This window comes from Castellaniella sp. UC4447_H14 (assembly GCF_052978285.1).
On record NZ_CM129666.1, the window covers coordinates 1,232,163 to 1,259,120 of the forward strand.

26 protein-coding genes and 2 tRNA genes are annotated in these 26,958 nt (G+C 63.7%); 13 read left to right on the top strand and 15 right to left on the bottom strand.

The features are described 5' to 3' along the window. Window positions 1-36 precede the first annotated feature (36 nt). From ACVCMJ_RS05940 to ACVCMJ_RS05955, 4 genes are read right to left on the bottom strand one after another with little or no spacing between them, the layout of a single operon-like run. Entirely contained in the window at window positions 37-711 is a 675-nt protein-coding gene (locus ACVCMJ_RS05940) for a response regulator (protein ID WP_447080516.1), read from the bottom strand. Window positions 712-744: 33 nt separating this feature from the next. After that, window positions 745-1,188, bottom strand: a complete 444-nt coding sequence (locus ACVCMJ_RS05945; RefSeq protein ID WP_447080517.1) for an ExbD/TolR family protein — start codon at window positions 1,186-1,188, stop codon at window positions 745-747. A gap of 1 nt (window position 1,189) precedes the next feature. Next, window positions 1,190-2,059 carry a MotA/TolQ/ExbB proton channel family protein gene (locus ACVCMJ_RS05950; RefSeq protein WP_447082687.1) on the bottom strand — a complete coding sequence of 290 codons (870 nt, stop codon included), beginning with the start codon at window positions 2,057-2,059 and terminating at the stop codon, window positions 1,190-1,192. 27 nt (window positions 2,060-2,086) lie between these two features. Then, window positions 2,087-2,965 (bottom strand): TonB family protein, encoded by an 879-nt coding sequence (locus tag ACVCMJ_RS05955; RefSeq protein ID WP_447080518.1) that lies wholly within the window; start codon window positions 2,963-2,965, stop codon window positions 2,087-2,089. Window positions 2,966-3,165: 200 nt separating this feature from the next. Between ACVCMJ_RS05955 and ACVCMJ_RS05960 the strand changes: the two genes are divergently transcribed. From ACVCMJ_RS05960 to ACVCMJ_RS05970, 3 genes are read left to right on the top strand one after another with little or no spacing between them, the layout of a single operon-like run. Next, window positions 3,166-4,329 (top strand): COG1470 family protein, encoded by a 1,164-nt coding sequence (locus ACVCMJ_RS05960; protein ID WP_447080519.1) that lies wholly within the window; start codon window positions 3,166-3,168, stop codon window positions 4,327-4,329. Continuing rightward, on the top strand, window positions 4,326-5,264 hold the full coding sequence (locus ACVCMJ_RS05965; protein WP_447080520.1) for an ABC transporter ATP-binding protein: 939 nt from the start codon (window positions 4,326-4,328) through the stop codon (window positions 5,262-5,264). Before ACVCMJ_RS05960 ends, ACVCMJ_RS05965 begins: the two co-directional genes overlap by 4 nt. Then, window positions 5,261-6,229 carry an ABC transporter permease gene (locus tag ACVCMJ_RS05970; protein ID WP_447080521.1) on the top strand — a complete coding sequence of 323 codons (969 nt, stop codon included), beginning with the start codon at window positions 5,261-5,263 and terminating at the stop codon, window positions 6,227-6,229. The genes ACVCMJ_RS05965 and ACVCMJ_RS05970 overlap by 4 nt, the downstream gene beginning before the upstream one ends. Before the next feature lie 80 nt (window positions 6,230-6,309). On the opposite strand, the gene ACVCMJ_RS05975 is transcribed toward ACVCMJ_RS05970, so the two are convergent. The 10 genes from ACVCMJ_RS05975 to rnr form a co-directional block, all read right to left on the bottom strand. Next, complete coding sequence (locus tag ACVCMJ_RS05975; RefSeq protein ID WP_447080522.1) at window positions 6,310-7,020, bottom strand: ABC transporter ATP-binding protein; 711 nt, start codon at window positions 7,018-7,020, stop codon at window positions 6,310-6,312. Further along, on the bottom strand, window positions 7,017-7,781 hold the full coding sequence (locus ACVCMJ_RS05980) for an ABC transporter ATP-binding protein (RefSeq protein WP_447080523.1): 765 nt from the start codon (window positions 7,779-7,781) through the stop codon (window positions 7,017-7,019). Before ACVCMJ_RS05980 ends, ACVCMJ_RS05975 begins: the two co-directional genes overlap by 4 nt. Then, window positions 7,774-8,640 carry a branched-chain amino acid ABC transporter permease gene (locus tag ACVCMJ_RS05985; RefSeq protein WP_447080524.1) on the bottom strand — a complete coding sequence of 289 codons (867 nt, stop codon included), beginning with the start codon at window positions 8,638-8,640 and terminating at the stop codon, window positions 7,774-7,776. The genes ACVCMJ_RS05980 and ACVCMJ_RS05985 overlap by 8 nt, the downstream gene beginning before the upstream one ends. Before the next feature lie 7 nt (window positions 8,641-8,647). Next, window positions 8,648-9,529 carry a branched-chain amino acid ABC transporter permease gene (locus tag ACVCMJ_RS05990; protein WP_447080525.1) on the bottom strand — a complete coding sequence of 294 codons (882 nt, stop codon included), beginning with the start codon at window positions 9,527-9,529 and terminating at the stop codon, window positions 8,648-8,650. Between the two features lie 101 nt (window positions 9,530-9,630). Beyond that, a complete protein-coding gene (locus tag ACVCMJ_RS05995) occupies window positions 9,631-10,785 on the bottom strand; it encodes an ABC transporter substrate-binding protein (RefSeq protein WP_447080526.1) in 1,155 nt (384 codons plus the stop codon). 290 nt (window positions 10,786-11,075) lie between these two features. Further along, window positions 11,076-11,151: transfer RNA gene (locus ACVCMJ_RS06000), tRNA-Val, on the bottom strand. 116 nt (window positions 11,152-11,267) lie between these two features. Next, the gene (locus ACVCMJ_RS06005; RefSeq protein ID WP_447080527.1) at window positions 11,268-11,540 is read right to left on the bottom strand and encodes an HU family DNA-binding protein; all 273 of its coding nucleotides are present in this window, start codon (window positions 11,538-11,540) and stop codon (window positions 11,268-11,270) included. Window positions 11,541-11,806: 266 nt separating this feature from the next. After that, window positions 11,807-13,051 (bottom strand): cystathionine gamma-synthase family protein, encoded by a 1,245-nt coding sequence (locus ACVCMJ_RS06010; RefSeq protein WP_447080528.1) that lies wholly within the window; start codon window positions 13,049-13,051, stop codon window positions 11,807-11,809. A gap of 148 nt (window positions 13,052-13,199) precedes the next feature. Continuing rightward, window positions 13,200-13,949 carry a 23S rRNA (guanosine(2251)-2'-O)-methyltransferase RlmB gene (rlmB, locus tag ACVCMJ_RS06015; RefSeq protein WP_447080529.1) on the bottom strand — a complete coding sequence of 250 codons (750 nt, stop codon included), beginning with the start codon at window positions 13,947-13,949 and terminating at the stop codon, window positions 13,200-13,202. Window positions 13,950-14,021: 72 nt separating this feature from the next. Further along, complete coding sequence (rnr, locus tag ACVCMJ_RS06020) at window positions 14,022-16,457, bottom strand: ribonuclease R (RefSeq protein WP_447080530.1); 2,436 nt, start codon at window positions 16,455-16,457, stop codon at window positions 14,022-14,024. 106 nt (window positions 16,458-16,563) lie between these two features. Here rnr and ACVCMJ_RS06025 point away from each other — a divergent pair. The 3 genes from ACVCMJ_RS06025 to ACVCMJ_RS06035 all read left to right on the top strand — a co-directional run bounded on the left by ACVCMJ_RS06025 (window position 16,564) and on the right by ACVCMJ_RS06035 (window position 18,479). After that, window positions 16,564-16,648 (top strand) — tRNA-Leu (locus tag ACVCMJ_RS06025). 575 nt (window positions 16,649-17,223) lie between these two features. Beyond that, on the top strand, window positions 17,224-17,586 hold the full coding sequence (locus tag ACVCMJ_RS06030; RefSeq protein WP_447080531.1) for a hypothetical protein: 363 nt from the start codon (window positions 17,224-17,226) through the stop codon (window positions 17,584-17,586). A 494-nt stretch (window positions 17,587-18,080) separates the two neighbouring features. Beyond that, window positions 18,081-18,479 carry a minor capsid protein gene (locus ACVCMJ_RS06035; protein ID WP_447080532.1) on the top strand — a complete coding sequence of 133 codons (399 nt, stop codon included), beginning with the start codon at window positions 18,081-18,083 and terminating at the stop codon, window positions 18,477-18,479. Here ACVCMJ_RS06035 and ACVCMJ_RS06040 read toward each other — a convergent pair. Then, complete coding sequence (locus ACVCMJ_RS06040) at window positions 18,473-18,823, bottom strand: hypothetical protein (RefSeq protein WP_447080533.1); 351 nt, start codon at window positions 18,821-18,823, stop codon at window positions 18,473-18,475. The genes ACVCMJ_RS06035 and ACVCMJ_RS06040 overlap by 7 nt on opposite strands. Before the next feature lie 96 nt (window positions 18,824-18,919). Here ACVCMJ_RS06040 and ACVCMJ_RS06045 point away from each other — a divergent pair, with 96 nt between their 5' ends. The 7 genes from ACVCMJ_RS06045 to ACVCMJ_RS06075 all read left to right on the top strand — a co-directional run bounded on the left by ACVCMJ_RS06045 (window position 18,920) and on the right by ACVCMJ_RS06075 (window position 26,889). Next, on the top strand, window positions 18,920-19,453 hold the full coding sequence (locus tag ACVCMJ_RS06045; RefSeq protein WP_447080534.1) for a hypothetical protein: 534 nt from the start codon (window positions 18,920-18,922) through the stop codon (window positions 19,451-19,453). Window positions 19,454-19,899: 446 nt separating this feature from the next. Then, window positions 19,900-20,721: a hypothetical protein gene (locus ACVCMJ_RS06050; RefSeq protein ID WP_447080535.1), complete on the top strand. Its 822-nt coding sequence runs from the start codon at window positions 19,900-19,902 to the stop codon at window positions 20,719-20,721. 1,147 nt (window positions 20,722-21,868) lie between these two features. Further along, entirely contained in the window at window positions 21,869-22,975 is a 1,107-nt protein-coding gene (mnmH, locus tag ACVCMJ_RS06055) for a tRNA 2-selenouridine(34) synthase MnmH (protein WP_447080536.1), read from the top strand. Continuing rightward, a complete protein-coding gene (gene selD / locus ACVCMJ_RS06060) occupies window positions 22,972-24,021 on the top strand; it encodes a selenide, water dikinase SelD (RefSeq protein ID WP_447080537.1) in 1,050 nt (349 codons plus the stop codon). Before mnmH ends, selD begins: the two co-directional genes overlap by 4 nt. A gap of 25 nt (window positions 24,022-24,046) precedes the next feature. Further along, complete coding sequence (locus ACVCMJ_RS06065) at window positions 24,047-24,718, top strand: DNA-3-methyladenine glycosylase I (RefSeq protein WP_447080538.1); 672 nt, start codon at window positions 24,047-24,049, stop codon at window positions 24,716-24,718. Then, on the top strand, window positions 24,718-25,152 hold the full coding sequence (locus ACVCMJ_RS06070; RefSeq protein WP_447080539.1) for a DUF3293 domain-containing protein: 435 nt from the start codon (window positions 24,718-24,720) through the stop codon (window positions 25,150-25,152). The genes ACVCMJ_RS06065 and ACVCMJ_RS06070 overlap by 1 nt, the downstream gene beginning before the upstream one ends. Before the next feature lie 72 nt (window positions 25,153-25,224). After that, window positions 25,225-26,889, top strand: coding sequence for an FMN-binding glutamate synthase family protein (locus ACVCMJ_RS06075; RefSeq protein WP_447080540.1), 1,665 nt, complete (start codon window positions 25,225-25,227; stop codon window positions 26,887-26,889). The last annotated feature ends 69 nt before the right edge of the window (window positions 26,890-26,958 follow it).

Sequence of the window (26,958 nt, forward strand, 5' to 3'; positions counted from 1 at the left end):
GCATTCCTATCCCGACGCGGATCCGGAGCGACCGGCTTAATCGGCACGTTCAACGTCAAGCAGGTACCCGAACCCGCGCACGGTCTGGATGCTGGCCCCGGTGCCATCCAGCCGCTTGCGCAGCCGATAAATGTAGACTTCGACCGCATTCTCGCTGAAATCAGCGTCCCAGGCCGACAGAGAGTTGACGATCTGCTGCTTGGTCACGACACGCCCCGACCGCGCCATGAGCATCTCCAGCACCGACAGCTCGCGCACCGAGAGCGAAAGACGCCGGCCCGCCACACGAATCTGGCGCCCCACCGTATCGAACGCCAGCGGACCGCATTCCAGCACCGTCTGCGCCTTGCCGTGATTGCGCCGGGCGAGCGCCCGCACCCGCGCGGCCAGTTCGGCCAGATCGAAGGGCTTGGTCACGTAGTCGTCGGCACCCGCATCCAGCCCGGCCACCCGATCGTCCAGCCCGTCCCGGGCCGTCAGGATCAATACCTGGCCCTGATAGCCGCTTCCCCGCAGATGCCGCAGCACCTCGAGCCCCCCCATGCCGGGGAGGTTCAGGTCCAGCAGCAACAGGTCATAGGCCTGCCCCGCAACGGCACCCTCGACACGGTCGCCTTCCTTGAGCCAATCCACCGCATAGCCCTGGCTGGACAGGAATTCCTGCAGCGCATGGCCGAGAGTGGTGTCGTCTTCGATGACTAGAACTCGCATGAGGTGATTCTAGCCTGAACCCGTCACTCGACGTCACCGATGCGGGGCGCCGGTTACATTGTTGACGCCAGGCTGTGTGACGAAGCCCAGCCGCTTCATCCCAGACGCGCGCGCAGCGCCCATGATTCGAGCCAGCAGCCCGTAGCGCGTGTCCACATCGGCCCGTATGCGAATTTCGGGTTGAGGATCCAGCGCCGCCTGCTGCGCGAACAACGCAGACAGGTCGCCTTCGGCGACCGGCCGTTCGTTCCAGAACAGCCCGCCTCGCGCATCGACGGCCAGGTCGACCACCCGCGGCTTTTCGTCGGCCGGCTGGGCGCTGACCTGCGGGACGTTGATGCGGATCGTATGGCTGAGCAGAGGCGCGGTGATGATGAAGATCACCAGGAGCACCAGCATCACGTCGATGAGCGGGATCATGTTGATCTCCGACATCGCCGAACCCTGGTGCCGGGAATCGAAGCTGCCAAAGGCCATCTCAGGCTCCTCGTTTCGCCGCGAGACTGATGGGGCGGCCGCGCCGCTCGTGTTCGCCGTCATCGACCGGCTGGCCGGTGGTCAGAAACGTGAACAGGTCGTGGGCGAACGCGTCCAGCCGCGCCAGGTACACGCGATTGATGCGCACGAAGGCGTTGTAGCCCAGCACGGCCGGTATGGCGACCGCCAGCCCCAGGCCAGTCATCACCAGGGCCTCCCCCACCGGTCCCGCGATGCGGTTGATGGTCACCCCGTCGGACATGCCAATGCTGAGCAGCGCGTGATACACCCCCCACACCGTGCCGAAGAGTCCGACGAAGGGCGCCGTCGATCCCACCGAAGCCAGCACAGTCAGGCCGTTTTCCAGCCGGGCGGTCTCCTCGTCGATGACCTTGCGAATGGTCCGCGTCACGAACGCCGCCGTGGAACCACTCTCCTCGAGCTTCAGCGCGCCGTATCGGGCGTGATGCTTCTGGGCATGAATGGCGTGGCTGGCCAGATGGGCAAAGGGTTCAGTGGCCCCGTGAGTCGCGATCTCGTTCTCGACCTGCTCCAGCGAGCTGGCAGCCCAGAACTCGGCCAGGAATTGCTTCGAACGATGGCGAATGCGCAAATGGGTGAAGGCCTTTGCGAGGATCAGATACCAGCTTGCCAGCGACATCGCCAGCAGAAAGACGAACAGTGACTTGCCGATCAGATCGCTCTGACCCACGAAGTGCGCGACCCCCAGGCCATTGGCAGCCGTCGCCGCAGGCGCCGCGGCCAGCGCATGAGCGCCGGCCCCGATGGCCCCCGAGGCCGCTGCCGCACCGGGATCGACGCCGCTGACCTGGGCCACCGTCAGCACGAGGTTATGAACAAGATCCAGCATCATGAGTGCAACCTTTTACCAAGAGATCTATAGAACGAAATCAAAGGGAATGTCCACCCGGGCCGGATAAGCGACACCGTTTTCCGTATAAGGCCGGAAACGCGCCTGGCGCATGGCCTGGACGGCCGCCTCGTCCAGCCGGGCGTAGCCCGAGGAACGCTGTACGGTCACATCGGCCACGCGGCCCTGCGGTGAAATCAGCACGCGCAACATGACACGCCCCTGCTCGCCCCGCCGCTCGGACAGCCGGGGGTAGACCGGTGTGGGACGCTTGCCCAGGTAGTCCACCTGGCCGACGGTCCGGGGCCGGTCCGCGTCCACCGGCCGCTGCTGTCCCTCGGAGGCGGGGCCCGGTTGCGCCCGGCTGTCAGCCGAAGGGGATGAAGAAGCCGTCGGCAATGGGTTCGCCTCGTGATCGGGCGCACTCCTGACCGGCTGGACGGGACGGGGATTACGGACAGGCACCGGCTTCGGCCTCGGCTTCGATTTCGGTTTGGGCTGGGACTCGGGCTCGGGCAGGGGATCGGGCTGGAGCTTGGGCACCGACTGCTCGCGCGATTCGGGCTCGGATTCGTCCTCGGGCTGCGGTTCGGCCGCGGGTTGGAGCTCAGGCTCGGTCGCCTCGCTTACAAGCGCTGGCTGCGGCTCGGGTGCGGGCGCCTCGTTCACAGGGAGCGCTGGCGGTCGCTCAGGCTCTGGCACTTGCTCCGTGGCGGCTGCGGATTCAGCCAGCCCCGGCGCCGGTGTCAGTTCCACGAACTGCACGTCCAGCGCCTCCGGCTGCCCCTGGGCCACCTGCGCCACCGGGGATGACAGCACCATGGCCAGCACCGCCGCATGCAGACCCAATGCTGCGAGAGCGGCAGCAGCCTTCTGCCACGGGCAGCGCGAAATGCGTGAACGCATGGAAACCATCAGTTCCTACCACGAGAAGATCGGCATTTTAACAATAATGAAAACGATTCTCAATACACAAAAGACACGCCCAAATGTTGATCCAAAGAAATAACTGTTTACTTCTTTAATGAAACTTCACCCCGACCGATACAGTCTGTGAGGCAGGAGACACTCCTTTTCTTTCACCGATCAAGAGGCCGAACAACACCATGCCCAGAATCTCTGCCCTGTGGGCCACCGCTTTGTGTGCCCTGTGCCTACAGACCGCCGCACTGGCCGCCGACACGCCTCCCGCCGGCATCTATCTCTCCACGGATTATCCGTCCATTACGCTGCAGGCCGGCCAGACCTCCACGGTATCGCTGCAACTTCGCAACCAGGCCACGCCGCCTGAACGCCTGGCGCTTTCCCTGACCGGCGTTCCCAAGGACTGGAAGGCCACACTGCTGGGCGGCGGGCGCCCCGTGGAGTCGGCCATGCCCTCCAGCAACGACTCGCTGAGCCTGCAGCTCCACCTGGACATCCCCAAACAGGACGCGAAAAGCCAGCACACGATCACGGTCCATGCCGACAATGGTCAACGCCACCTGAGTCTGCCGATCGACGTAAGGCTGGCCACCCAATTGCCGGCGCAACTCTCCGTCAGGCCGGAACTGCCGCAACTCACGGGATCTGCCACCACCTCGTTCGACTATCAACTCACGGTCAAAAACGAAAGCGGGCAAGATGTCCTCGCAAGCCTGGCGGCCCAGGCACCACAGTACTATGACGCCACCTTCACCGAAGGCTACGGTACGCAACAAATCAGCGCTGTCCCCATCAAGGCCGGCGAATCCAAGACCGTGAAATTGCACGTTCGACCCCCCGTCTCGGCAGCCTCGGGCGAACATGACATTCAGGTGCAAGTGGCGGCTGACGGGGTCAAGGCGGCGACTACGCTCAAGCTCGACATCACGGGACAACCGGCCCTCACGCTCGCCGGTCGGGACGGACTGATGAGCACCCGGGCGCAGATCGACCACGCCAGCACCATGCCACTGGAGCTGCGGAACACCGGCACCGCCGTGGCCCAGGACATCAAGCTGGACAGCACTGCGCCTTCGGGCTGGAAGATCAGTTTCGAGCCCTCGCAAGAAGCGCATCTCGAACCGGGCAAGACCGCCGAAGTGCAGCTCCACATCACGCCGTCGGCCCAGTCGCTGGCGGGAGACTACATGGTGAAGCTGCACGCCCGCTCGGGCGGACAATCGGCTGACGGCGATCTGCGGGTCTCGGTCACGACGTCTTCGCTATGGGGCATCACCGGCGCCATCCTGATCGCCATCGCGCTGCTCGTGCTGATCGGCGCGGTCGCCCGGTACGGACGGCGATGAGCCGCGCGGCCATCACTGCCCAGGGGCTGGGCAAGGACTACGGCCGGCGCACCGTCGTCCAGTCGCTGGACTTCGACGTCCGGGCGGGTGAGGTCTTCGGCCTGCTGGGCCCCAACGGGGCCGGCAAGACCACGACCATCCTGATGCTGATGGGGCTGACCGAAGCGACCCGGGGCGAGGTACGGGTCCTGAGCGAAGATCCCTGGCGCAACCCGCTGGCCGTGAAGCGCCAGATCGGGTACATGCCCGACTCCGTGGGTTTCTACGACTATCTGAGCGCGCGCGACAACCTGCGCTTCACCGCACGGCTGCTCGGGATCCCGGCTGCGGAACGGGACAGCCGCATCGAACAAGCGCTGGGGCGCGTCGCCCTGGAGGACCGCATTGACCAGCGCGTGGGCACGTTCTCGCACGGCATGCGCCGGCGCCTGGGTCTGGCCGAGATCCTGCTCAAACGCGCGCCCATCGCCATCCTCGACGAGCCCACATCGGGACTGGACCCGCAATCCACGGAATCCTTCCTGCGCATGATCGAGAGCCTGCGCGAAGACGGCACCACCATCCTTTTATCTTCTCACTTGCTGGACCAGATGCAGCGCATCTGTGATCGGGTGGCCCTCTTCAATGCCGGGCGCATCGCGCTCATGGGTCCCGTCCGCGAGCTGGCCCGGCAGGTGCTGGGCGGATGCAGCCACGAAATACGCGTGGAAGCCGACGGCGCGGATCTGCATCAGGCGCTCGCCGCAGTGCCCGGCGTGAAATCGGTCCGCGTCGACGCGGACGGCGGCTACATCCTGCAGGCCGAGGCGGACGTACGCGCCCAGGCCGCCCAGGCCGCAGTGCTGGCCGGCGCCCGGCTGCGCGGGCTGGCCGTCAGCACGCCGAGCCTGGACCGCATCTATCACCACACCTTTGCCGAGGATCCCGCATCATGAATGACCACCGCATCGGTTCACCCTGGAACGGCACGGGAGCGGTCCTGTCCAAGGAACTGGCGGACCACATGGGCAGCGCGCGGATGCGCATGCTGGAATGGCTCGTCGTGCTGACAGCGGCCGCCGCGCTCTATGGCGCCATCCAGGGCATCCGCCAGACCACCGCTTCCGACCCGTTCGTATTCCTGCGCCTGTTCACCGACACGCGGGCGCCGCTGCCCTCCTTTGCCGCGCTGCTGGGCTTTCTGATCCCGCTGGTCGCCATCGGCCTCGGATTCGATGCCATCAACGGCGAATACAGCCGGCGCACCATGAGCCGGCTGCTGTCGCAACCGCTGTACCGCGACGCGCTGCTGCTGGGAAAATTCCTGGCCGGTCTCGCCGCACTGGCCATCTGCCTGACGTGCTTGTGGTTGCTGGTGATGGGCGCGGGTCTCATCTTGCTCGGAGTGCCGCCCAGCGTCGAAGAAGTGTTGCGCTCGCTCATGTTCCTGCTGGCCGCGCTGGCCTACGCCGGCGTGTGGCTGGCGGTGGCGCTGCTGTGCTCGGTGGCCTTCCGGTCAGCCTCGACATCGGCGCTGGTCGCGCTGGGTCTCTGGCTGTTCTGCGCCCTGCTCTGGCCCATGCTGGCACCCGCCATCGCCCAGGCCATCGCCCCGCCCGATCTCGCCACCCTGCTGGCGGGCGGGGTGGACATGCACACCACCGCCTGGCAGCAGGCGCTGCTGCATGTTTCCCCCACCACCCTGTTCAATGACACGGCCATCACTTTGCTGAGCCCGTCCACACGGACGCTGGGCCCCGTGTTCCTGTCGCAGATCCAGGGGGCACTGCTGGGCAGCCCGCTGCCGCTCTCGCAGAGCCTGGCCATCATCTGGCCGCAGTTCACGGGACTCATTGCCGCCGTGGTGCTGCTGTTCACGGCCGGCTATGTCGCATTCCAGCGCCAGGAAGTCAGGGCCTGACCCGGATGGATCTTCGGCGCCCGGGCCCGATGCGGGCCCGCGACCCCGCGCGGTGACGGTCGCGCGGGCAGCGGTCCGGCTCAGACGCCAAGATAAGCCTGCAGGACGCGCGGGTGATTGAGCAGCTCGGAGCCGGTTCCGCACAACGCCAGGCTGCCGTTTTCCAGGACATAGCCCTGCTGGGCGAGCCGCAGCGCCTGGCGCACATTCTGCTCGACCAGGAACAGCGTCAGGCCATCGGCGTTGATGGCCCGCAGGGCACGGAAGATCTCCTGGACCAGCAGCGGGGCAAGCCCCATGGAGGGTTCGTCCAGCAGTAACAACCGGGGCTTGGCCATGAGCGCGCGCGCGATGGCCAGCATCTGCTGCTCTCCGCCCGACAGGTTCCCCGCCATGCCTTCCAGCCGTTCCTTCAAACGCGGGAACAGCGAAAACACGTAATCGAAGTCCTGAGGCGAGCCGCCGCTGCGCCGGCGATAGGCGCCGAGCTCCAGATTTTCCCGGACTGTCATGCGGGTCAGGATGCAACGGCCTTCCGGCACCTGGATGATGCCGCGGGCCACGACCTGATGGGGCGGCAGGCGGGTGATGTCCTCACCCTCGAAGAGCACGGCTCCGGAAGCTTTCGCCACCAGACCGGACAGGGCCAGCAGCGTGGACGACTTGCCGGCTCCATTGGCGCCGACCAGGGCCGTGATGCCGCCCTGTTCGAGCGCAAAATCGATGCCCCGCACCGCTTCCACGTGCCCGTAACGTACCCCCAGGCCGCGTACCTCGAGCACCGCGCTCATGCCGCCTCCTCGTCGCGCCCCAGATAGGCTTCGATGACATCCGGATTGTTGCGGATGGCCTGCGGCTCCCCGCAGGCAATGATGCGGCCGAAGTTCAGCACCGCCACCTGGTCGCACAACCCCATGACGAAGTGCATGTCGTGTTCGATCATCAGAATCGTGTAGCCGCGCGCCCGGATCGCCTGAATGTCCTTCATGAGTTCCGCGCGTTCACCGGTATTCATACCGGCCACGGGCTCGTCCAACAGGAGCAGCCGGGGTTCCGACGCCAGCGCGCGCGCCAGTTCCAGGCGGCGCTGCTCGCCATAGGACAGATTGTTGGCCAGTTCGTGCGCCTTGTGATCGAGCTTCATCCACGTGAGCAGTTCCAGCGCCCGCTCCCGCGCCGCGGATTCCTGGCGGCGAAAGCCCTGCAATCCGAGCAGCAGCGAGGCCACGCCATAATCCATGTGGCGGTAAGCCCCCACCACGACGTTCTGGAGCAGTGTCATCTCCTTGAACAGCCGGATGTTCTGGAAAGTGCGGGCCAGGCCCAGGCGCATGATGCGATGCGGCTTCATCCCCACCAGCGCCCGGTCATCGAACTGGATGGTCCCCGCCGCGGGAGTGAGCAAACCCGTGATCAGATTGAAGATCGTGGTCTTGCCGGCGCCATTGGGCCCGATCAGCCCGAAAATCGAACCGGGCGACACCTGGAAATTGACGTCCTGCAGCACTTGCAGTCCGCCGAAATGCACCGAGACATTGGACAGTTCAAGCACGGCGGCGCCCCCGTTTGCCCAGCCACTGCGCATACCGCGCAGGGTCCCAGATGCCTTGCGGCAGGAACAGCACGATGAGCACCAGGATCAACCCATTGGCCACCAGGCGGAAATGATCCAGGCCGCGCAGGAGTTCCGGCAACAACGTGATGATCGTGCTGCCCAGCACGGGGCCCAGGAGGCCGTTGATCCCGCCCAGGATCGTCATGGTCAGGATTTCCACCGCCCGCTCGAATCCGTATTCGTTGGGGCCGATATAGAACGTCAGGTGCGCGTCCAGCGCACCGGCGAGTCCGGCCACGGCCGCCCCGAGCACGAACGCCAGCATCTTGTTGGCCACGAGGTTCACGCCCATCAGGCTGGCCGCCGTCTCGTCCCCCCGGATCGCGTCGAAAGCGCGGCCGATCCGGGAAACCCTCAGCCGCCACAGCACGAACAACACCAGCACCACGGCCAGCAGCACGTGCCACCATTGCGTGAGCGGCGGGATGCCGTTCAGCCCCAACGCGCCGCCCGTGAGCGATGGGGTGTTCAGCACGAACACGCGCACCACCTCGCCAAAAGCCAGCGTGGCCATGGCAAGATAAACCCCCGACAGCCGCAGGGTCGGCAAGCCGATGATGGCGGCTGCCAGCGCCGGCACGATCATCCCCGCGAGCAGCGAGACGATGAAGGGCGGCGCGAAATTCACCGTGAGCAGCGCTGCGGAATAGGCGCCAATGCCCATGAAGGCGGCGTTGGCAATGGACAGCATGCCGCAGTCCAGGGTGAGCCAGATCGACAGTGCCAACAGGGCGTTGGTGCCCAGTGACAGCACCACGTTGCTGTAGATGGCCCAGAAGGTCTCGAATGCATCCATGTCCGTGTCATGCCTTGCGTTGGACGGCCTTGCCAAACAACCCCTGAGGGCGCAGCAACAGCACCAGAAACAGCAATCCGAAAGCCACGGCATCGCGCATCGTGGAGCCCACGTATGCGACCGACAGAACCTCCGAAAACCCCAGGAACAGCCCGCCGAGCATCGCCCCCGGAATACTGCCCAACCCACCCAGAATCACCACTGCGATGCCCTTTTGCAGCATGGGTTCGCCCATGAGCGGATACAGTGCATCCGAGTACAGGCCGATCAGCACGCCAGCGATGCCGCCCAACCCGCCCGCCGCGAAAGACGTGGTCAGAAACAGCCGCTCCACATCGATCCCGAGAAGCCAGGCCGCCTTGGGCGATTCCGCCACCGCCCGCAGCGCGCGCCCGAAACGGGTGCGGCGCATCAGGACCATGAGCAGCACCATCAGCGCCACCGACAGGAAAATGATGCCCAGCTCCACGACCGTCACGCGCAGGCCCGCCAGTTGCAGGGTATCGGTGGAGACGGTGCCATGGGGAAAGCGCTGATTGTTGGGCCCAAAAATGCCTTGGGCGCCATTGGTGAGGATGATGCTGATGCCGATCGTGGCAATCATGGCAATCAGTTGCGGGGCCCCCCGCCGGCGCAGCGGCTTCAGGACCAGCCGGTCGATCACGGCAGCGCCAAGTCCCGCCACCGCAAAGGCGATCAGCAGCGCCGCCCAAAGCGGCACCCCCAACCCGGCGATGACGTACAGCGCCACATAGGCGCCCACCATGAAAATCGCGCCGTGCGAGAGGTTGATGACGTCCAGGACGCCAAAGATCAGCGTGAAGCCCAGCGCAAACAGGGCATAGACGCACCCCAGCGACAGGGCATTGACAAGTTGTTGTGCCAGCATGGGACTCGTGTGCTGTTTGGTTGATTCGGATGCCTACATTCGTTCGGCGCCTGAACGGAAGAACCAGACAGGACACTGCCCACGCGGGCACAGGATCGCGCCTATTTCTCGATGGTGTACTTGCCGTTGCGCGTCACGCTGATGATGGCGGTCTGCTTGGCGTCGTATCCGGCCGGCTGCCCTGCCTTGGTCTTGGCCTGGACGAACTCGAACGCACCCGTGGCCCCTGTCCACTTGACGGCCGGCAGCGCATCGCGCAGCGCCGCGCGATCCTTCGCCAGATTGCCGGAAAGCTTCACCTGCTTCAGGGCCTGTGCCGCAACATAGGTCGCGTCATAGGATTGCGCCGCGAACTGATCGGGGGCCGCACCGTATTTGGCCTTGTAGGCGGCTACGAACTTGGTGTTCTCCGGCGTGTCGTTGTCGATCGACCACGGGCTGCCCACCCACAGGTCGTTGGACGCGTCGCCCGGTGCCAGCGTGAAGATCTTGACGGAATTCATGCCGTTGCCGCCGATGAACGGCAGCTTGATTCCGAGTTGGCGCGCCTGCACCATGATCGGGCCGCCTTCGGCCATCAGCGCCGACAGCACGATGGCATCCGGATGCGTGCTCTGGATCTTTGTCAGTTGCGCCTTGAAATCCACGTCGCCCTTGGCGAACGTCTCGGTCGTGGTGACGGGAATCTTCAGGTCGGACAGCGCCTTCTTGAAGTTGTCGTACCCGCTGACCGTGAAGACGTCGTCATTCCCGTACAGTACGGCGACTTTCTTGATGCCGAGCTTGCGCTGGGCGACGGACAATGTCACCGGCAGCACGTCCGCCTCGGTCACTGAATTGCGGAAGATATAGTTGCCGATGGAGGTGATTCCGTCCGCCGTGTTCGACGTTCCGAAGGCCACCGTCTTGGCCCCTTGGGCAATCGGGTCCGCAGCCTGTGCCGAATTCGACAAGGTGGGTCCGAAGATCATCAGGACTTTGTCCTGGAAGATCAGCTTTTTGAAGACATTGATGGCGTCGTCTTTCTTGCCCTGCTCGTCTTCAACCACGAACTGGATCTTGTTGCCGTTGATGCCGCCCGCGGCGTTGATCTCCGACGCGGCCAACTGGAAGCCGTTCTGGATCGAATGACCATATTGGGCAGCGGGGCCCGACAGAGCCTCCGCCATACCGATCTTGATGTCGGCCGCCTGGGCCGCTGACAGACTGCCGGTCGCGACGATCGCCGCGAGCAGTACATTGCGTATGCCGTGCATATTGAAACCTCTTCTGGTTTTTGCTGAGATACGCTGGAATGAGCCCATTCTCGACATTGTCCCTCGACGCCTTGCCACTCAAACGCAGCTTGTGCGAGATTCTAGTGCAAAGCCGGATGAGTGAAAACGGCGACGTCGTTGTAATATTCTGACAACACAAGTCACCGCAAGCTGACAATCGGTGGTCTGTCAGACTGCTTTACGATGCGGCGACACCGGGATCGTCCGGGGTGACCGAGGAACCAGCGCGGGATGGAGGAAGACCATGGCCCGTCGGGCGTTGCAGTGCGTGGTGGGTGCTAACGGGCTCGAACCGCTGACCTACGCCGTGTAAAGGCGCCGCTCTACCAACTGAGCTAAGCACCCCGCCGCACGCAACAACGCGCGGGGCAGATTATATCGGCAGGCCGATGGGGCGGCAAATCCCGCGCCCAGCAAAAAGGCCACCGGTGGTGGCCTTTTGGGGGTGCGACAGGGGCCGATCAGTTCACGGCGTCCTTCAGGGCCTTGCCCGGACGGAACTTCGGCACGCGGGCTTTCTTGATCTTGATGGCGTCGCCGGTGCGCGGATTACGGCCGGTACGGGCGGCGCGCTCGGAGACGGCAAACGTGCCGAAGCCGACCAGGGTCACGGAACCCTTCTTTTTCAGGGTGGTCTTTACGGCGCCCACGAAGGCTTCCAAGGCGCGCCCTACGTCCGCCTTGGAGAGATCGGTCTTGGAGGAAATGTGCTCGATCAGCTCGGTCTTATTCATTGATGAAATACCCCTGAGGTTTATTGTGGTCCGGCGAGGTGGAACGCCGGACATCTGATGATTGACGATCTGCCACGACCAAGCCCCGACATGGCGCAAGCAGCCCTGTGGCTGAAGAACGTCCATTGCTCCAACGAAGTGGGTGGCTAAGGCGTATTAAGCCTTTGAACGATGGACCTGTCAAGGAAAAACCGCTGGAAACCCGCGTGTTTGCTGACTCCCGGCAAAAGCCTGCGCAGTGTGCGGGTATTCCCGGGGGTCGCGATTCAAGGACGAGCTGCGTCCAGTGCCTGGATAAAATCGCCGATCAGATCGGGTTCGTCTTCGATTCCCACCGAGATACGCAGGAAGCCGTCCGGGATCCCCATGAGCGCTCGGCGCTCCGGCCCCATCTCGTAGTAGATGGTGTGTGCCGCGGGCAACACCAGCGTGCGGTTGTCGCCCAGGTGGGTGGCCAGCGCCGCGACCTTCAGATGATTCAGGCAGTCGAAGACGTCCACCTCGGGCTTGAGCTCGACGCCCATCAGTCCGCCGTAAAGCCCGCCAAAAAACTGCGTCGCCCGCTCATGCTGGGGATGGCTCGTCAGACCCGGATAATGAACGCGGCTCACGCGCGGGTGAGCCTGCAGCGCCGTGGCCAGCGCCTGCGCATTGGCGCAGATGCGGTCCATCCGCAAGGCCATGGTTTCAGCACCCGCCGCGATGCGGTGCGCCACGTCGGAAGACAGTGTGCCCCCCATATCGCGCAGGCCTTTTTTCTTGATCTGCAGCAGGCCCCAGGTATTGGATTCGCCCTTGCGGTATTGCTCGTAGATATGCGGGAAACCGGCCCAATCGTACAGGCCGGTCTGGGTCACCGCTCCGCCCAGCGCGTTGCCGTGGCCGCTGATGTGCTTGGATAGCGAGTTGATCACCAGCGAGGCGCCAAAGTCCCGCCCCCTGCGCAGGTAGGGTGACGACAGCGTGCTGTCCACCACGTAGACCAGCTTGCGGGCCTGGCATAGTTCGCCGATGGCCATGAGATCGGCGACCTGAGTGCCGGGGTTGGCAATGGTCTCGACGAAGACCATCCGGGTGTTGGGCTTGAGCGCCGCCTCGACCTGCGCCACGTCCGTGGCGTCGACCAGCGTGACTTCCACGCCCAGGCTTCCCAGGGTCAGCAGCAAGCTGTTGGTGTTGCCGAACACATACTTGCTGGCGACCAAGTGATCGCCCTGGCGCAGCAGTGCAAAGAAGATTGCGTTCAGGGCCGCCATGCCAGTGGCGAAACACACCGTGCCGATGCCCTGTTCCATGGCGGTGATCTTGGCTTCCAGCGAGGCCGTCGTCGGGGTACCGGTGCGGCCATAAGTGAAGCCTGCCTGGCGGCCCTGGAAGACAGCGGCGAGGTCCTCGGCCGTCGCATAGGCGAATTCGGTGGACGGATGGATGGGCTGGAAGATGGCACCGTATTCGCGGTGCGCCAGATGGTCCTGGTGGACGATCTGTGTGGTGAAACCGAAATCGGACATGATGGTCGAGATCGTGAAGGGTTGGAGGACGATGCCGCACGTGCTGTCGATGGGCCACGGCGGCGGGTCCGGACATTATCCCGCGATTCGCCGACAGCGGCGGCCGGCCGGACGAAAGACCGGCACGGCCTTCGCCAGGAGGGTTCGCCTACATCGCCGTGCGCTGGCGCACGCTTTCGTACAGGCAAATGGCGCTGGCGACGCTCACGTTCAGGCTTTCGACCGAGCCGTGCATGGGAATGGCCACCAGTTCGTCGCAGGTTTCGCGCGTCAGGCGGCGCATGCCTTCGCCTTCGGCGCCCATCACCCACGCCATGGCGCGGCCCGCGTCGACCTGATGCAGACTGCGATCCGCCGTGTCGTCCGTACCCACCAGCCAGATGTCGCGTTCGCGCATCGCCCGCAGCGTGCGCGCCAGGTTGGTCACGGTCAGGTAGGGCACCGTGTCAGCCGCCCCGCACGCCACGCGCTGGACCGTGGCATTCAGGCCGACCGCCCGATCCTTGGGGGCGATCACCGCATGGACGCCAGCGGCGTCCGCAGTGCGCAGGCAGGCTCCCAGATTGTGGGGATCGGTCACCCCATCGAGCACCAGCAGCAGCGCGGGTTCGTTGCGCTCCGCCAGCGGATCCAGCACCTCGTCCACAGTCACCGCCAGCGGCCTGGGCCGGGCCAGCGCGACGATACCCTGATGGCGGACACCGTGCGCGAATCCATCCAGCCGCTGTGCGTCCGCCGCGTGCCAATGCACGCCCGCCGCGTCGAGCTGCTGAATGCACCGCTGCATGCGGGCGTCCTGCCGGCTGGTATCCAGGTAGACATCGCGAATCGAATCGGGAGCGTGGCGCAGGCGCGCCTGTACGGCATGGAAGCCGGCCAGGATCTGTTGGGATGACATGGGAGTCCTAGGTGCAAGCCATGATTGTAGTGCGCGGCGTCCGCTGGCGGATGGACCCGACGGGCTCCCGATCTACGAGTGCCGTTTGTGCGCTGGCGTCTGGCGGGCGGCACGCTTGGCCTCGGCCCGGCGCTGGCGTGCCGTCGTGCCTTTCAGTGCGGCTGGCTTGGTCCCGGCCGCCTTCTTGTAGCCGCGTGGCGCCGGGTGCGCGCCCCCTTCGATTTCAGCCTGCAGCGATTTGTAGTCCTCTTTGCGCACGGGCCGAAAGTCGATGCGGCGGCCCTCGAGATCCACGCGGGATACCTGGACCTGCAGTGCATCGCCCAACTGATGGCGAATGCCGGTGCGCTCGCCCCGCAACTCGTTCAGCGATTCGTTGTACTGATAGTAGTCATCCCCCAGTTCCGAGATGTGCACCAACCCCTCTACGTACAGCGTATCCAGCGTGACGAACACGCCGAAGCTGGTCACGCTGCTGATGTGGCCGCTGAAGACTTCGCCCACATGCTCGCGCACGAACCAGCATTTGAGCCAGGCCTCCACATCGCGCGAGGCCTCGTCCGCACGCCGCTCGCGCGCCGAGAGCCAGGCGCCCAGCGCCTCCCAGGCGTCATGCTCACGCACACGCGCCGGCAGCGACGGGTCGGCCGGCAGCCCGGGCAGCGCCGGCGGCTGGTACGGCTGCTTGTGCAGAATGGCCCGGATGACCCGGTGGACCAACAGGTCCGGATAGCGCCGAATGGGCGAGGTGAAGTGCGCGTAGTGCTCATAGGCCAGGCCGAAGTGGCCGCTTTGTTCGGGACTGTAGATGGCCTGCTGCATCGAACGCAGGCACAGCGTCTGGATGGCGGCGAAGTCGGGCCGGGCGCGGCTCGCGTCGATGAGCTTGGCGTAGTCGCTGGTGCTGGGGTCATCGCCGCCCTCCAGCGTCAGCCCGAGATGGCGAAGGTAATCGCGCAGGGCCTGCAGTTTTACCGGCGTCGGGCCGTCATGCACCCGGAACAACGCCTGGCGCTTGTTGCGCACGATGAAGTCCGCCGCGCAGGTATTGGCGGCCAGCATGCATTCCTCGATCAGTTTGTGAGCGTCGTTGCGCGTCGTAGGCTCGATGCGCTCGATCTTCCCCAACGGATTGCAGACGATGCGTGTCTCCACCGTATCAAAGTCGATGGCGCCGCGCTTGCGGCGGGCTGCCGACAAGGCCTGAAAAAGCTCATGGGCCGTCTGCACGTGCGGATACAGGTCGCCGAGGCTCTGCGCCGCGGGGCCCGATGGCTGCTGCAGCGCGGCCCAGATATCGTCATAGGTCGTGCGGGCATGCGAATGGATGACGGCCTCGTAGAACTGATAGGCCATGACGGTACCCGCCTTCGCTCCGCCTGCGGGGATCACCATGTCGCAGACCATCACCAGCCGGTCCACGTCCGGGTTCAGCGAACAGATCCCGTTGGACAAGGCCTCGGGCAGCATGGGAATCACGCGGCGCGGAAAATACACGCTGGTGCCGCGTTCCAGGGCGTCGTCGTCCAGCGCCGACTGTGGCCGCACGTAGTGGCTGACGTCCGCGATGGCAACCAACAGCCGCCAGCCCGGGCGCGCCCGTTTGGCGGTGCCCAGGTCGGTCGCCGTGCAGAACACCGCGTCGTCGAAGTCGCGGGCGTCTGCCCCGTCGATCGTGATGAAGGGGATATCGCGCAAATCGACGCGGCCCGCCGTTTCGCCGGAAGCCACATGGTCCGGGATCCCCTTGATCTGGCGTTGCGTCGCATCCGAGAAATCGACGGGCACGTCGAACTTGCGCACGGCGATTTCGATTTCCATGCCGGGGTCGTCAATCTCGCCCAGCACCTCGGTCACCCGGCCCAGGGGCTGCATGTGGCTGGCTGGCTGGCGCAGGATCTGGACGGTCACCACCTGGCCCGGCTCTGCGCCCGCCGTGTCCTGAGCGCTGATCAGGATGTCGTGCTTGATGCGCTGGTCCTCGGGAGCGACCACAAAGGTCCCGTGTTCCTTCAGGAACCGCCCGACCAGCTTGAGCGTGCGCCGCTCCAGGACCTCGACGATGGCTCCCTCGGGCCGGCCCCGATACTCGCCGGCCGCCTTGACGCGGACCCGGTCGCCATGCAGGACCTTGTCCATCTCGTGCGGCGACAGGAACAGGTCGGGGCTGCCGTCGTCAGGAATCAGAAAACCGAAACCGTCGCGGTGTCCCTGAACGGTTCCGGTGATGAACGTCGTATTGTTGCAAATCTGCAACCTTCCCTGCGGATTGAAGCGGAGTTGACCATCTCGCTCCATGGCCTTGATGCGCCGGATGAAGCCGGTCGAGGGCGGAACCGTCGCGTCGACGGCATCCGCGAGCGCCTCCAGAGACAGCGGCTTGCCGGAGGTCCGCAGAATCTGCAGAACCTGCTCGCGGCTGGGGACCCTGGGGTCGAAGTCGGGCGGCAGGTCTGCCGGTATGGGAGAAGCGTCTCGGTTATTGTCGTTGTTGGTTCGCTTTTTCAAAGGGTGTTTGCATCCAAAAAATTTGTGTTGTATAGTTTTGCTTCTGTTTGGCGCGGCACCGGATTCGCGGCTCCGGACAGAAGCAATAGCATACACGTTATGCTGTGCCCAGGTGGCGGAATTGGTAGACGCGCATGGTTCAGGTCCATGTGCCGCAAGGTGTGGAGGTTCGAGTCCTCTCCTGGGCACCAACAGGCCTTATTTCAGGCGGTTTTCCAGAGGTTTGGGGCCATTTCCGTCCCTAAATTCGTTTTTACGTCCCCCACAAATTCCATGGAAGTTGCGCAGTCGCTGTCTAAGTCGACGGGTAGCAGATTGTGGTAGAGCCTTCGCAGGCCATCGAAGTCTACGCCCCGCCCGGCCTCAGCCGCGGAGCGCTCTAGCTCTACAAGTGGCACCGCCTTGCCCGTCGCGGGTGACGCCTCCTAGAACACGTTCGGAATCGCAATGTTCCTAGGCGTAACGTTCGCCAGCCATATCGCAAGCCCTCCCAAGTGAAGCTTAGCTAAGTCAGCATGGGTAAGCGCTGCGACTGTCCCCAAGGTGCCCCAGTCTCCAAGGCGAACAGAACCGCCTGCGTCGCTCCATCGAGACCGAGTCCAATCCTCTGATGAATTCGTCGACCGTTAGTCAAGGCACGCTGGGCTCGAATGCGCGGCGCTACCCATGAGCGCACGATGGCAACCGAAGAGATCTCGCCAGCGGCAGCGCGTGAATTAAAACCCTGCCTTGCATCCACCCTCCTCCGTCTTTACAGAGGCTGAGGATGCATTCGATACGCACCGTCCTACCGCTGCCCGTGAAGCTTTTGTCGCGACGAGTCACCGGCTACCAACCGCACGGCCACCCGTTATACGCGCAGCGAAGATGGTCACACTGCGCGGTGCTCAAGTTGCGCAAGAGTGCCGCTGACACGACGGTTCGCGCCGATAGCTCCGCCACGCGCGGCCATGCGCAGGAGGTCTTGTCAGATGCATGGCTCCTTGTCGCTTTTGATGACGACATTCGGGTGGGCGATCGACTTGTCGTGATGGGTTTTCAGATCAAGGTTACCGCGGTGCGCCCACGACTTGGCGCTTTCGGCGACTACGACCACAACGAGATCAAGGGGAGCATCGAAAGTGCTTAAGCGCTCACGCAGGATTGGCGGGGCGAACTCGCGCATCATCGGGGACCCGGTGGGGCTTGGCATGATGTTGCGACAGGTGGGCCACAAGGTGGTCAAGCACGCGGTGGATGTCATCCGTGACGAGTCCGAGAACATCGCTCAGCTCGCGCGTGAGTATGCCCCGTCGATAAGGGCGATCTTGCGGGCGCCATTACGGTTGAGGAAAATCGCGGTGGCATCAACCGTCGCGCGCAGCTCTACGTCTATGTCAATGGCGATCACCCCGATGGCAACCGGGCGGGCAGGACCGTGGCTAGCTACATGTGGCAGATGCACGAGGGCCTGGCTCCCTACGGGACTGGTGCGTTTCACCTCGGGCCGCGGTCGGAGGCAAAACGCAGAGCGGGCTTCAAGGTGGGCGGCAAATTCATGGAACGCGCCTACAAGGAGCGTGAGCCCTTTATCGCCGCTCGGGTCTTCGCCATGGTTCAACGGGCGGTTGCGAGTGGGAAACTATGAAAAACCGTGAAGATTCCATCAACGACCTACTGGTCGCGGTGATCCCAGCGCTTGCCGGTCACATTCTCATTAATGCCATGCCAGCGGAGGTCGTCAGTGGCGCCTTGATCATGGAAGGTTACGCGGGGGCTGAAATCGACCCGGAGATCACCGGGATGCGAAGAGCGCGATTTCAGATCGCGGTGCGCGATAACCGCAGCAAATACACCGAAGCGCGTGCCTTGGCGGACCAAATCATTGACGCGCTCACAACCAGGGGCGAGCGTCGCGTGCCAGATGGAATCCTCATCAAAAGCTGTCGCGCCCTGACTGAACCCATCCCCTACCCGATCAGCGACGGGAATAATATCAAGTTCTCGCTGAATTTCTTTATTATTTACGTGGTTGGTCAATAAGACAATGGGCGTAGATCCCACTTGTTTTTCAGGCAGTCGCTTTCAAACCTGAGTTCGATCGCTTCAACCGACGTGTTTGCATACACGTCGTAGATGATATGCGTCATCAGATCATTGGCGTTCAGCACGTCAACGGCTTCCTGGGCGGTGAGTTCCCCGTCGTCTTTTTGCTGAGCGACATACCTTTCGAATGGCGCGACAAATTCCCTACGTGATTCACCAGTCGAGCGAACTGATCCGGCATACGCGACGATGTATGACGCGTAGTGGTGGCAGGCTCCCTCCAACGTTGGTGTCACGGCGGTTGCAGCGACCATTAGCGTCGCCATTGCGATCAGTCCCATATTTTCCCGTAGCTATTGAAGTATAAGTAATCCGATTGTTAGGATTGCGAGGTTAGCAAGTATTTGCTTATCACAATCCTTCAAGGAGTTAATACTATGGCAGTCAATGCCGACAACGTGAAACTCGGTGTTTGCAGCATTTCCTTCGGTGGCACCGACATGGGTGCGACCAAAGGGGGCGTTGAGCTCACCGTCGAGACGACTACGCATGAAGTCACCGTCGATCAGACCGGTGAAACCCCGATTAACCAATATATCATTGGTCGCAAGGTGACCGCAAAGGTTCCGCTGGCTGAAACGACGCTGGATAACCTCGTGAAGAATATGGGCCGGCGCAGCTCTGGTGACGGGCGCTGCCACCCAACTCTCAAACGCGTGGATGTCCCCATGGGGGTCGGTACTGGCTTGCTCGATATTGCGCATTCCCTCGTTTTGCACCCGATCGGTCTCGACCGCGCCGACAAGAGCGAAGACGTGACGCTTTACCTCGCCGCGACCTCCGGTGTCATGACCTTTGCCTACAAGGTCGACGAAGAGCGAGTGTTCATCGTCGAATTCAAAGCTTATCCGGACCCCGATCATAACAACGACCTCTACGGTTTGGGCGATCCAGCCTCTGAGTCGGCGTAATTCCACCTACCTCCTGACACCTGGGGCTCGCATTGTCGAGCCCCATTCACAAAAGATTATACGAAAGCTCTGAATATTGACGCCATTGTCCGCGCATCGAGTCGTTCCACCAGTGTGGACGGACGGACCCACCCTCTCGTAGAAATGAGTGTGGGAAATTTTCTTACAATGACAAAAGAGATGGAGTGCTTGAAAAAGAACAACGTGCCGTTGACCGAACGGTTTACCGGGAGCGCAGAGGCCGTCTTGCGCTCCGTGCCGACGCTGGCTCATAGGACGGTCTACGCGTTGTCCTGCGCTCAGTTGGGAGAATCGATGCCGCCAAGCAATTTACCGAGACGGAAAAAGCTGACATTCGCGGCCTAGTCGCATCGTGGTTAAAAGACCTGAACCGCATAGCATTGCAGAAGGCTTTTTCAGGCAAGTTCACGGACCTATCCACAAAAATGAGCGATAGGGTCAATTTGCCCAATGGTAAAATAAGGGGCCGGTCCCTCCTTGGCATCCTCGCAAGCAAGGGTGCTGACGCTGTAACGAATGCTGCGACGACCGGTATTGGATTGCTCGGGCAAAATGCTGACTTGGCCAACGAAGCTATGAAAGCGCTGGCCGCGCAAGGTGCATCGAAGTCAGCTCGGGAATTCATTCAAAACGCGATTCAAACCCAGATAAATGTGGGGATCCAGGCAGTAGCCACACAGGGCGCAAGCGCCTCTCTCACGACCTTCACCAGTGCGGTAGGTCTCGCCACTACGGCTCCGGCCAACATGGTCGCCTCAGCGGGTGGTGGCAATATCATGGGCATTTTGGGCGCCCTCGCTAAAGGCGCGGCTGGCACCGTGGGTGCCACTGGAGCCGTCGAGACGACCGGGATTGTCCCGAGCGCTGCAACCGCGTTCACGGTGCCCAGCTATAGCTTTGCAAACGGCGAAATTATGGCTGAATTCGGGGCCATCCCACTGCGTCGGTATGCCAAGCGCGGGATTGCGAGGAACCTGCAGCTTACCATTTATGGCGAAGGCAGGAAGCCTAAAGCATATGTCCCGCTGCAAGACGATCGAACCATCCCCATGACCATGAACGGTAATCAATCGGCCGGCGACGTGAACATCACCATCAACGTCGCGGGGGACGGTTCGAGTTCCGCAACACGGAGCGAGAACAGCGCGGCACGAAGCGCGTGGAAGGGGGCCGCTAACCAGGTTCGCAGCATTGTCCAGTACGAATTGGCCAAGCAGCGTAGAACCAATGGATTATTGAGAAACTAACGGCACTTGTACTCGACGGAAAGCCCAATACTGGGGCACCGAAAAAGATCAAGCTTGCGTCAATTCGGTGAAGTTCAATAATGGCTACGAACTGCGCGTGAGCCCAATCGACTCAACACAACGCCTAAGACGTGCCAGTGGTCTTCGGTGAAGCGTGTCCGCGACATCAAGTGCAGTGGCTATGCGCGAAGCGTGCGCGGATATGAAATACTTCATAGGGAAACCTGCACAAATGCTATGCCTTTGTTGCCTATCCTGGCACCATTCTTTACTGACACCACATCTCCTTTCGGGAAATCCAAAGCAGCCCGATATGATCGGGCATCAAGAAGCGAGACCCGCGTAGACATCCAGTTCTGGGGGTTTCTGTTCCAGCGCATCACGGAGACAGGCGCTCGCTGGCGTCCCCCTGACATCATATTGATACGGTCATAAAGAGGCTTCGTTGAATGCCACCACGGCCGAAAGCATAGCGATGCACTACTCAGCCCAGGCCAAGCCGATCAGTTAACTCCGAGCGCGTGCAGCCCAAATACTGACGCACTCGCCCAGGAAGGCGAGCCTCTGATCATTACCCAAAGCGGAGGGGCCAAGGCGGTGCTGCAGGACGTAGCGGTACACATAGTCACCATCGTGGACGAATGTCGTCGCCCGCTTGCGGGTCCGGCAAACCGCTCCCTGATGACAGGAGTACAAGCGAAGTTCGACGTCCTGCTCGCGGCAGGCGCTGAGCACGATTTAGAAGCGATCCACGACTACATCTCCGTACTTGGCTGCTAGGCGAACGCCGGCCATGTGTCTGGCGATTTGGAGAAGATTGCGGGAAAGCTGTCTAGATTCCCGCATCGCGGCAGCTACCCGCGGGGCCTCCTCGCCCTAGGCATCAAAACCTACCGGCAGACCGCCTTCAGGCCCCACGGTGTGACTAACCACAACGTGATCATTTGCGCCATTGTCGATGGTTGCGAAACATGCGGTCGTTGCTCACCCGCCGTCTGCTGAAGGCCTGAGTCAGCGCCACGGCCCGATACGATCGCCGTGCCGCTCGTTTGATGCACCCATCGGGCTGGTCTCATCCTTTCCCCCTGACACGCCACCACTCCTGACAATACAGACCGGAACTCGCCCGGGATTTACAATCTTGGCCATGAACTCACCCGTCCATTCACCGGCCTCGCTGCGCTGCGGCCTGGATGCCATCGCTCAGTTCGACGACATCATCGATGTGCGCTCGCCGGCGGAATATGCCGACGACCACATCCCTGGCGCCATCAGCGCCCCGGTGCTGGACAACGAGGAACGCGCCCTCATCGGCACGATCTACGCGCAGGAATCACCCTTCAAGGCTACCCGCCTGGGGGCGGCGCTGGTCGCGCGGCACATTGCCGATTACCTGGAAACGCTGTTCGCCGACCGTCCCAAGGGTTGGCGCCCGCTGGTCTACTGCTGGCGCGGGGGCAAACGATCCGGCGCCATGACGAGCTGGCTGAACCAGATCGGCTGGCGCGCGCGCCAGCTCGACGGCGGCTACAAGACCTGGCGCCGCCACGTCATCGACGGGCTGGCCTCATGGCCGGCGGGGCTGCCCTGCATCATTCTGGCCGGCCCCACCGGGTCCGGAAAGACCCGGCTGCTGCAGTCGCTCGCCGACGTGGGTGCGCAGACCCTGGATCTGGAAGGCCTGGCCTGCCATCGGGGGTCGCTGCTCGGCGATCTTCCGGATCGCCCGCAGCCCAGCCAGCGCGGCTTCGAAACGATGCTGCACGAGGCCATCCGCGTGCTGGACCCGACCCGTCCGGTATTCGTCGAGGCGGAAAGCCGCCGCATCGGACGCCTGAGCCTGCCCGACGCGCTGCTGCAGGCCATGCGTGCGGGACGCTGCGTGCAAGTCCACGCGGACATGCCGCAACGCATTGCATTCCTGCTGCAGGACTACCGCCATCTCTTTCATGCCTCCGGCGACTTCAAGGAGAAACTGGAGCAGCTCGTCGGCCTGCACAGCCGCCAGACCGTCTCCGGATGGCAGGCCCTGATCGATGCCGACCGCCGGGCCGAACTGTTCGAGTCGCTGGTGCAAAGCCACTACGACCCGGCCTACCGGCGCAGCAGCCACTCCAACTACGAGGGGCTGGCCGCCGCCGACATCTTCCACTACGACCCCACGGTCGACGACGGCGGAGCGCAGGCGCGAGCCTTGATGGCTCAGCTCGCCGACAGCGCCGGTCTCCCTCTATCACTCCAGGAACACGCATGACCCAAGCAACACCACCCCGCCTGACCTCCCTGTCGCACGGTGGGGGCTGCGGATGCAAGATCGCACCTGACGTCCTCGCGCAGTTGATGCGCAACACCCTCCCTGTGGGCCCGTTCCCCGACCTGCTGGTGGGCACGCAGACATCGGACGACGCGGCGGTCTACCGTCTCAACGACGAGCAGGCGCTCATCGCCACCACGGATTTCTTCATGCCCATCGTGGACGATCCTCGCGACTTTGGCCGCATCGCGGCCGCCAATGCGCTATCGGACGTCTACGCCATGGGCGGGCGGCCCATCATGGCACTGGCGCTGGTGGGCATGCCCATCAAGACGCTGCCGGCCGACACCATCAATACGATTCTCGCGGGCGGCGCATCGATCTGCGAGCAGGCCGGCATCCCGATTGCGGGCGGCCACTCCATCGACTCGGTAGAGCCGATCTACGGACTGGCGGTGATGGGGCTGGCCCACCCCGACCACATCCGGCGCAACGACCAGGCCCGCGCCGGCGACGTGCTGATCCTGAGCAAGCCGCTGGGCGTGGGCATCCTGTCGGCCGCCCTGAAAAAGGAGCGGCTGGACGTCGTCGGCTACCAGGCCATGATGGCCAGCACCACGCAACTCAACACTCCGGGTGCCCGGCTCGGTCAGATGGAATCCGTGCATGCCATGACGGACGTCACCGGCTTCAGCCTGCTCGGGCACACGCTCGAAATGTGCCGCGGTTCAGGACTGCGGGCCGAGATCGCATTCGACGCCCTGCCGTGGCTGCCAGGCGCGCGCGACCTCGCCGAGGCCGGCATTTTCACGGGTGCCTCGGCGCGCAACTGGCGCGCCTGCGAATCGGAGGTCGCCCTGGATGCCGGCCTGCCTTCCGTCGCCCGCACGCTGCTGTCCGACCCGCAGACCTCGGGTGGACTGCTGGTTGCCTGCACACCGGACGCCGCCGATTCCGTGCTGGATCTGCTCAGGACCGACGGCTTCGGCTTCGCCGCTCGGATCGGGACACTGCGGTCCGGCACCCCCGGCATTCGGGTCTCCTGACCTGATCACACACCCGGAGTCCACCATGAGCGAGCCGTCGGCCACCCCACACAACACGGCGCACGGCGCCGCCACAGCGCCCTCGGCGGCTCCGCTCATCCACCGCTGCGCCTGGTGCAACGACGATCCGCTTTATATCGGCTACCACGACCATGAGTGGGGTGTCCCGTCCCGGGACCCCGCGCATCTTTTCGAGATGCTGCTGCTGGAAGGTTTCCAGGCGGGGTTGTCGTGGATCACGGTCCTGCGCAAGCGCGAGGCCTTCCGCGATGCCTTGCTGGGGTTCGACGCGCAGGCCCTGGCCGCCACGGACGACGCCTGGGTGCAGGACCGCCTGCGCAATCCGGCCATCATCCGCAACCGCCTGAAGCTGGAGGCGGTCGGCCGCAATGCACGCGCCTGGCGGGCGATTTCCGATCCGGTAGACCTGATCTGGTCCTCTGTGAAGGGGCATCCCCGCATCCACCATTACGCGACGGCCGGCGACATCCCGGTGGCCGGCCCCGAAGCCCAGACACTCAGCAAGCGATTGAAGAAGCTCGGCTTTACCTTCGTGGGCCCCACGATCTGCCAATCCTATCTCCAGGCCATCGGCTGCCTCATGGACCACACCACGGACTGTGACCGATACCCGGCGCTGTCGAGCTTCACGACGCCTGGTCCCGGGCGCGCGCCGTCGGTGCCCGGTCAACGCTGATGGGCGAACCGGGTCCCGACCGGCTGGCGCAGACTTACCACGCCGCCCTCTATCGGATCGACACTCCGACCCCCATCCTGTTGAAAATCGGCGCCGCACAGCCCGAGTTGAAGGCGCTCGCCCGCACCCTTCAGCGGCCCTCATGGGGAGTGTTCCTCTCGGCGAGCAATCCGCGCAGCCGTCTCCTGAGCCCCGCGGCCAACGACCGGCGCCTCAAAGCGCTGCAGCGCGCGCTGAGGCAGGCGGGCTACTCGTGGGTGCCAGGGCGCGGCTTGGATCCGGCCGGACGATGGCCCGACGAGCCCAGCCTGTGGATTCCCGGCCTGCCGAAAACCGTTGCGCACGCCTGGGCCCGCCGGTTCGGACAGAACGCCTTTGTCTGGTGCGATGAGCAGACCGTCGCCCACCTGGTCTGGACGGCGCCGATTCGCTGAGCCTCCTGGATTTCAGGCTGCTGTCCGTTCGTTCTGCTAAGGTAATGGCCGATCTCACCCCGGAGAGTCCACATGCGCCGATTGCTGTCCCGCTACACCATCTTCCATCTGGTGATCACCCTCACCGTGCTGAGTGCGGCGCTGGCGCTGGCGGCCGACGCGGGCTGGTGGGTGCCCTGTGCGTTCTTCGGCGCCCTGACTGTCGTGGGAATCAACGACATGCGGCAGACCCGGCACGCCATCCGGCGCAACTACCCCGTCATCGGCAACCTGCGCTTCCTGTTCGAGTTCGTGCGGCCCGAAATCCGCCAGTACTTCTTCGAGGACGACACGCTGGAGCAGCCGTTTTCGCGGGTGAGCCGCTCGCTGGTCTACCAGCGCGCCAAGCGCCAGACGGACCTGCGCCCATTCGGCACCCAGGGCGATGTCTACGGCCACGACTACGAATGGATCAATCACGCCATGGTGCCGGCTCACATCACCGACACCGACTTCCGGATCACCGTCGGCGGACCGGACTGTACCCGCCCCGTCGAACTGTCCGTGTTCAATATTTCCGCCATGAGCTTCGGCGCCCTGTCCGCCAACGCGGTCATGGCGCTGAACAGGGGCGCCGCCCTGGGGAAATTCGCCCATGACACCGGCGAAGGAGGGGTCAGCGCATACCATCTGAAACATGGCGGCGATCTCATCTGGAACATCGGCTCGGGCTACTTCGGCTGCCGCAATGACGACGGCAGCTTCTCGGAGGAGCGCTTTGCCGACATGGCCCGGCGCGACAATATCCGCATGATCGAAATCAAGCTGTCCCAGGGCGCCAAGCCCGGGCACGGCGGCGTCCTGCCAGGCCCCAAGGTCACGGCCGAAATCGCCGCCGCGCGGGGGGTTGCCGTCGGGCGGGACTGCGTCTCTCCATCCAGCCATAGCGCCTTTCGCACCCCCATCGAACTGATGCATTTCATCGTGCGCCTGCGCGAGCTGTCGGGCGGCAAGCCGGTGGGCTTCAAGTTGTGCATCGGCCACCCCTGGGAGTGGTTCGCCATCGCCAAAGCCATGCTGGCGACGGGCGTGACCCCCGACTTCATCGTGGTGGACGGCGCCGAAGGGGGCACGGGCGCCGCGCCCATCGAATTCGTGGACCATGTGGGCACGCCGCTGCGCGAAGGGTTGCGCCTGGTCCACAACACACTGGTGGGGATAGGCCTGAGGGAAAGAGTCCGGCTGGGTGCCTCCGGCAAGGTGGTCAGCGCCTTCGACATGGCGCGCATCATGGCGCTGGGTGCCGACTGGTGCAACAGCGCGCGCGCCTATATGTTCGCCATCGGCTGCATCCAGGCCCAGGTCTGCCATACCGGGCGGTGCCCGACCGGCGTCACCACCCAGGATCCCAAACGACAGAAGGCGCTGGTGGTGGCGGACAAATCCATACGGGTGGCCAATTACCACGCCAACACACTGAAAGCGCTCGGCGAACTGCTGGGTGCGGCCGGCCTGCACCATCCCGGCGAGCTGCGCCCGCACCATATCGCGCGTCGCATCCCAAACGGCGAGGTCCGCGTGCTGTCCGCCCTGTTTCCAGACCTGGAAAAAGGCGAACTCCTAGAAGGCCGGTTCCGCAACACGATCTTCCGGACCGCCTGGCCCATGGCGCAGGCCGAATCGTTCGAACCCTTGTATAGCCTGAGCGCAGCACTGTCTGGCCACCCCGACAAGGCCATCCCCGAGGCGGCCAGCTGAATCCCCAAGGCATAGGGAAATCCATGATATTGCCAGGACCGAAGCGTTTGCCTATACTGGACTTGCTGC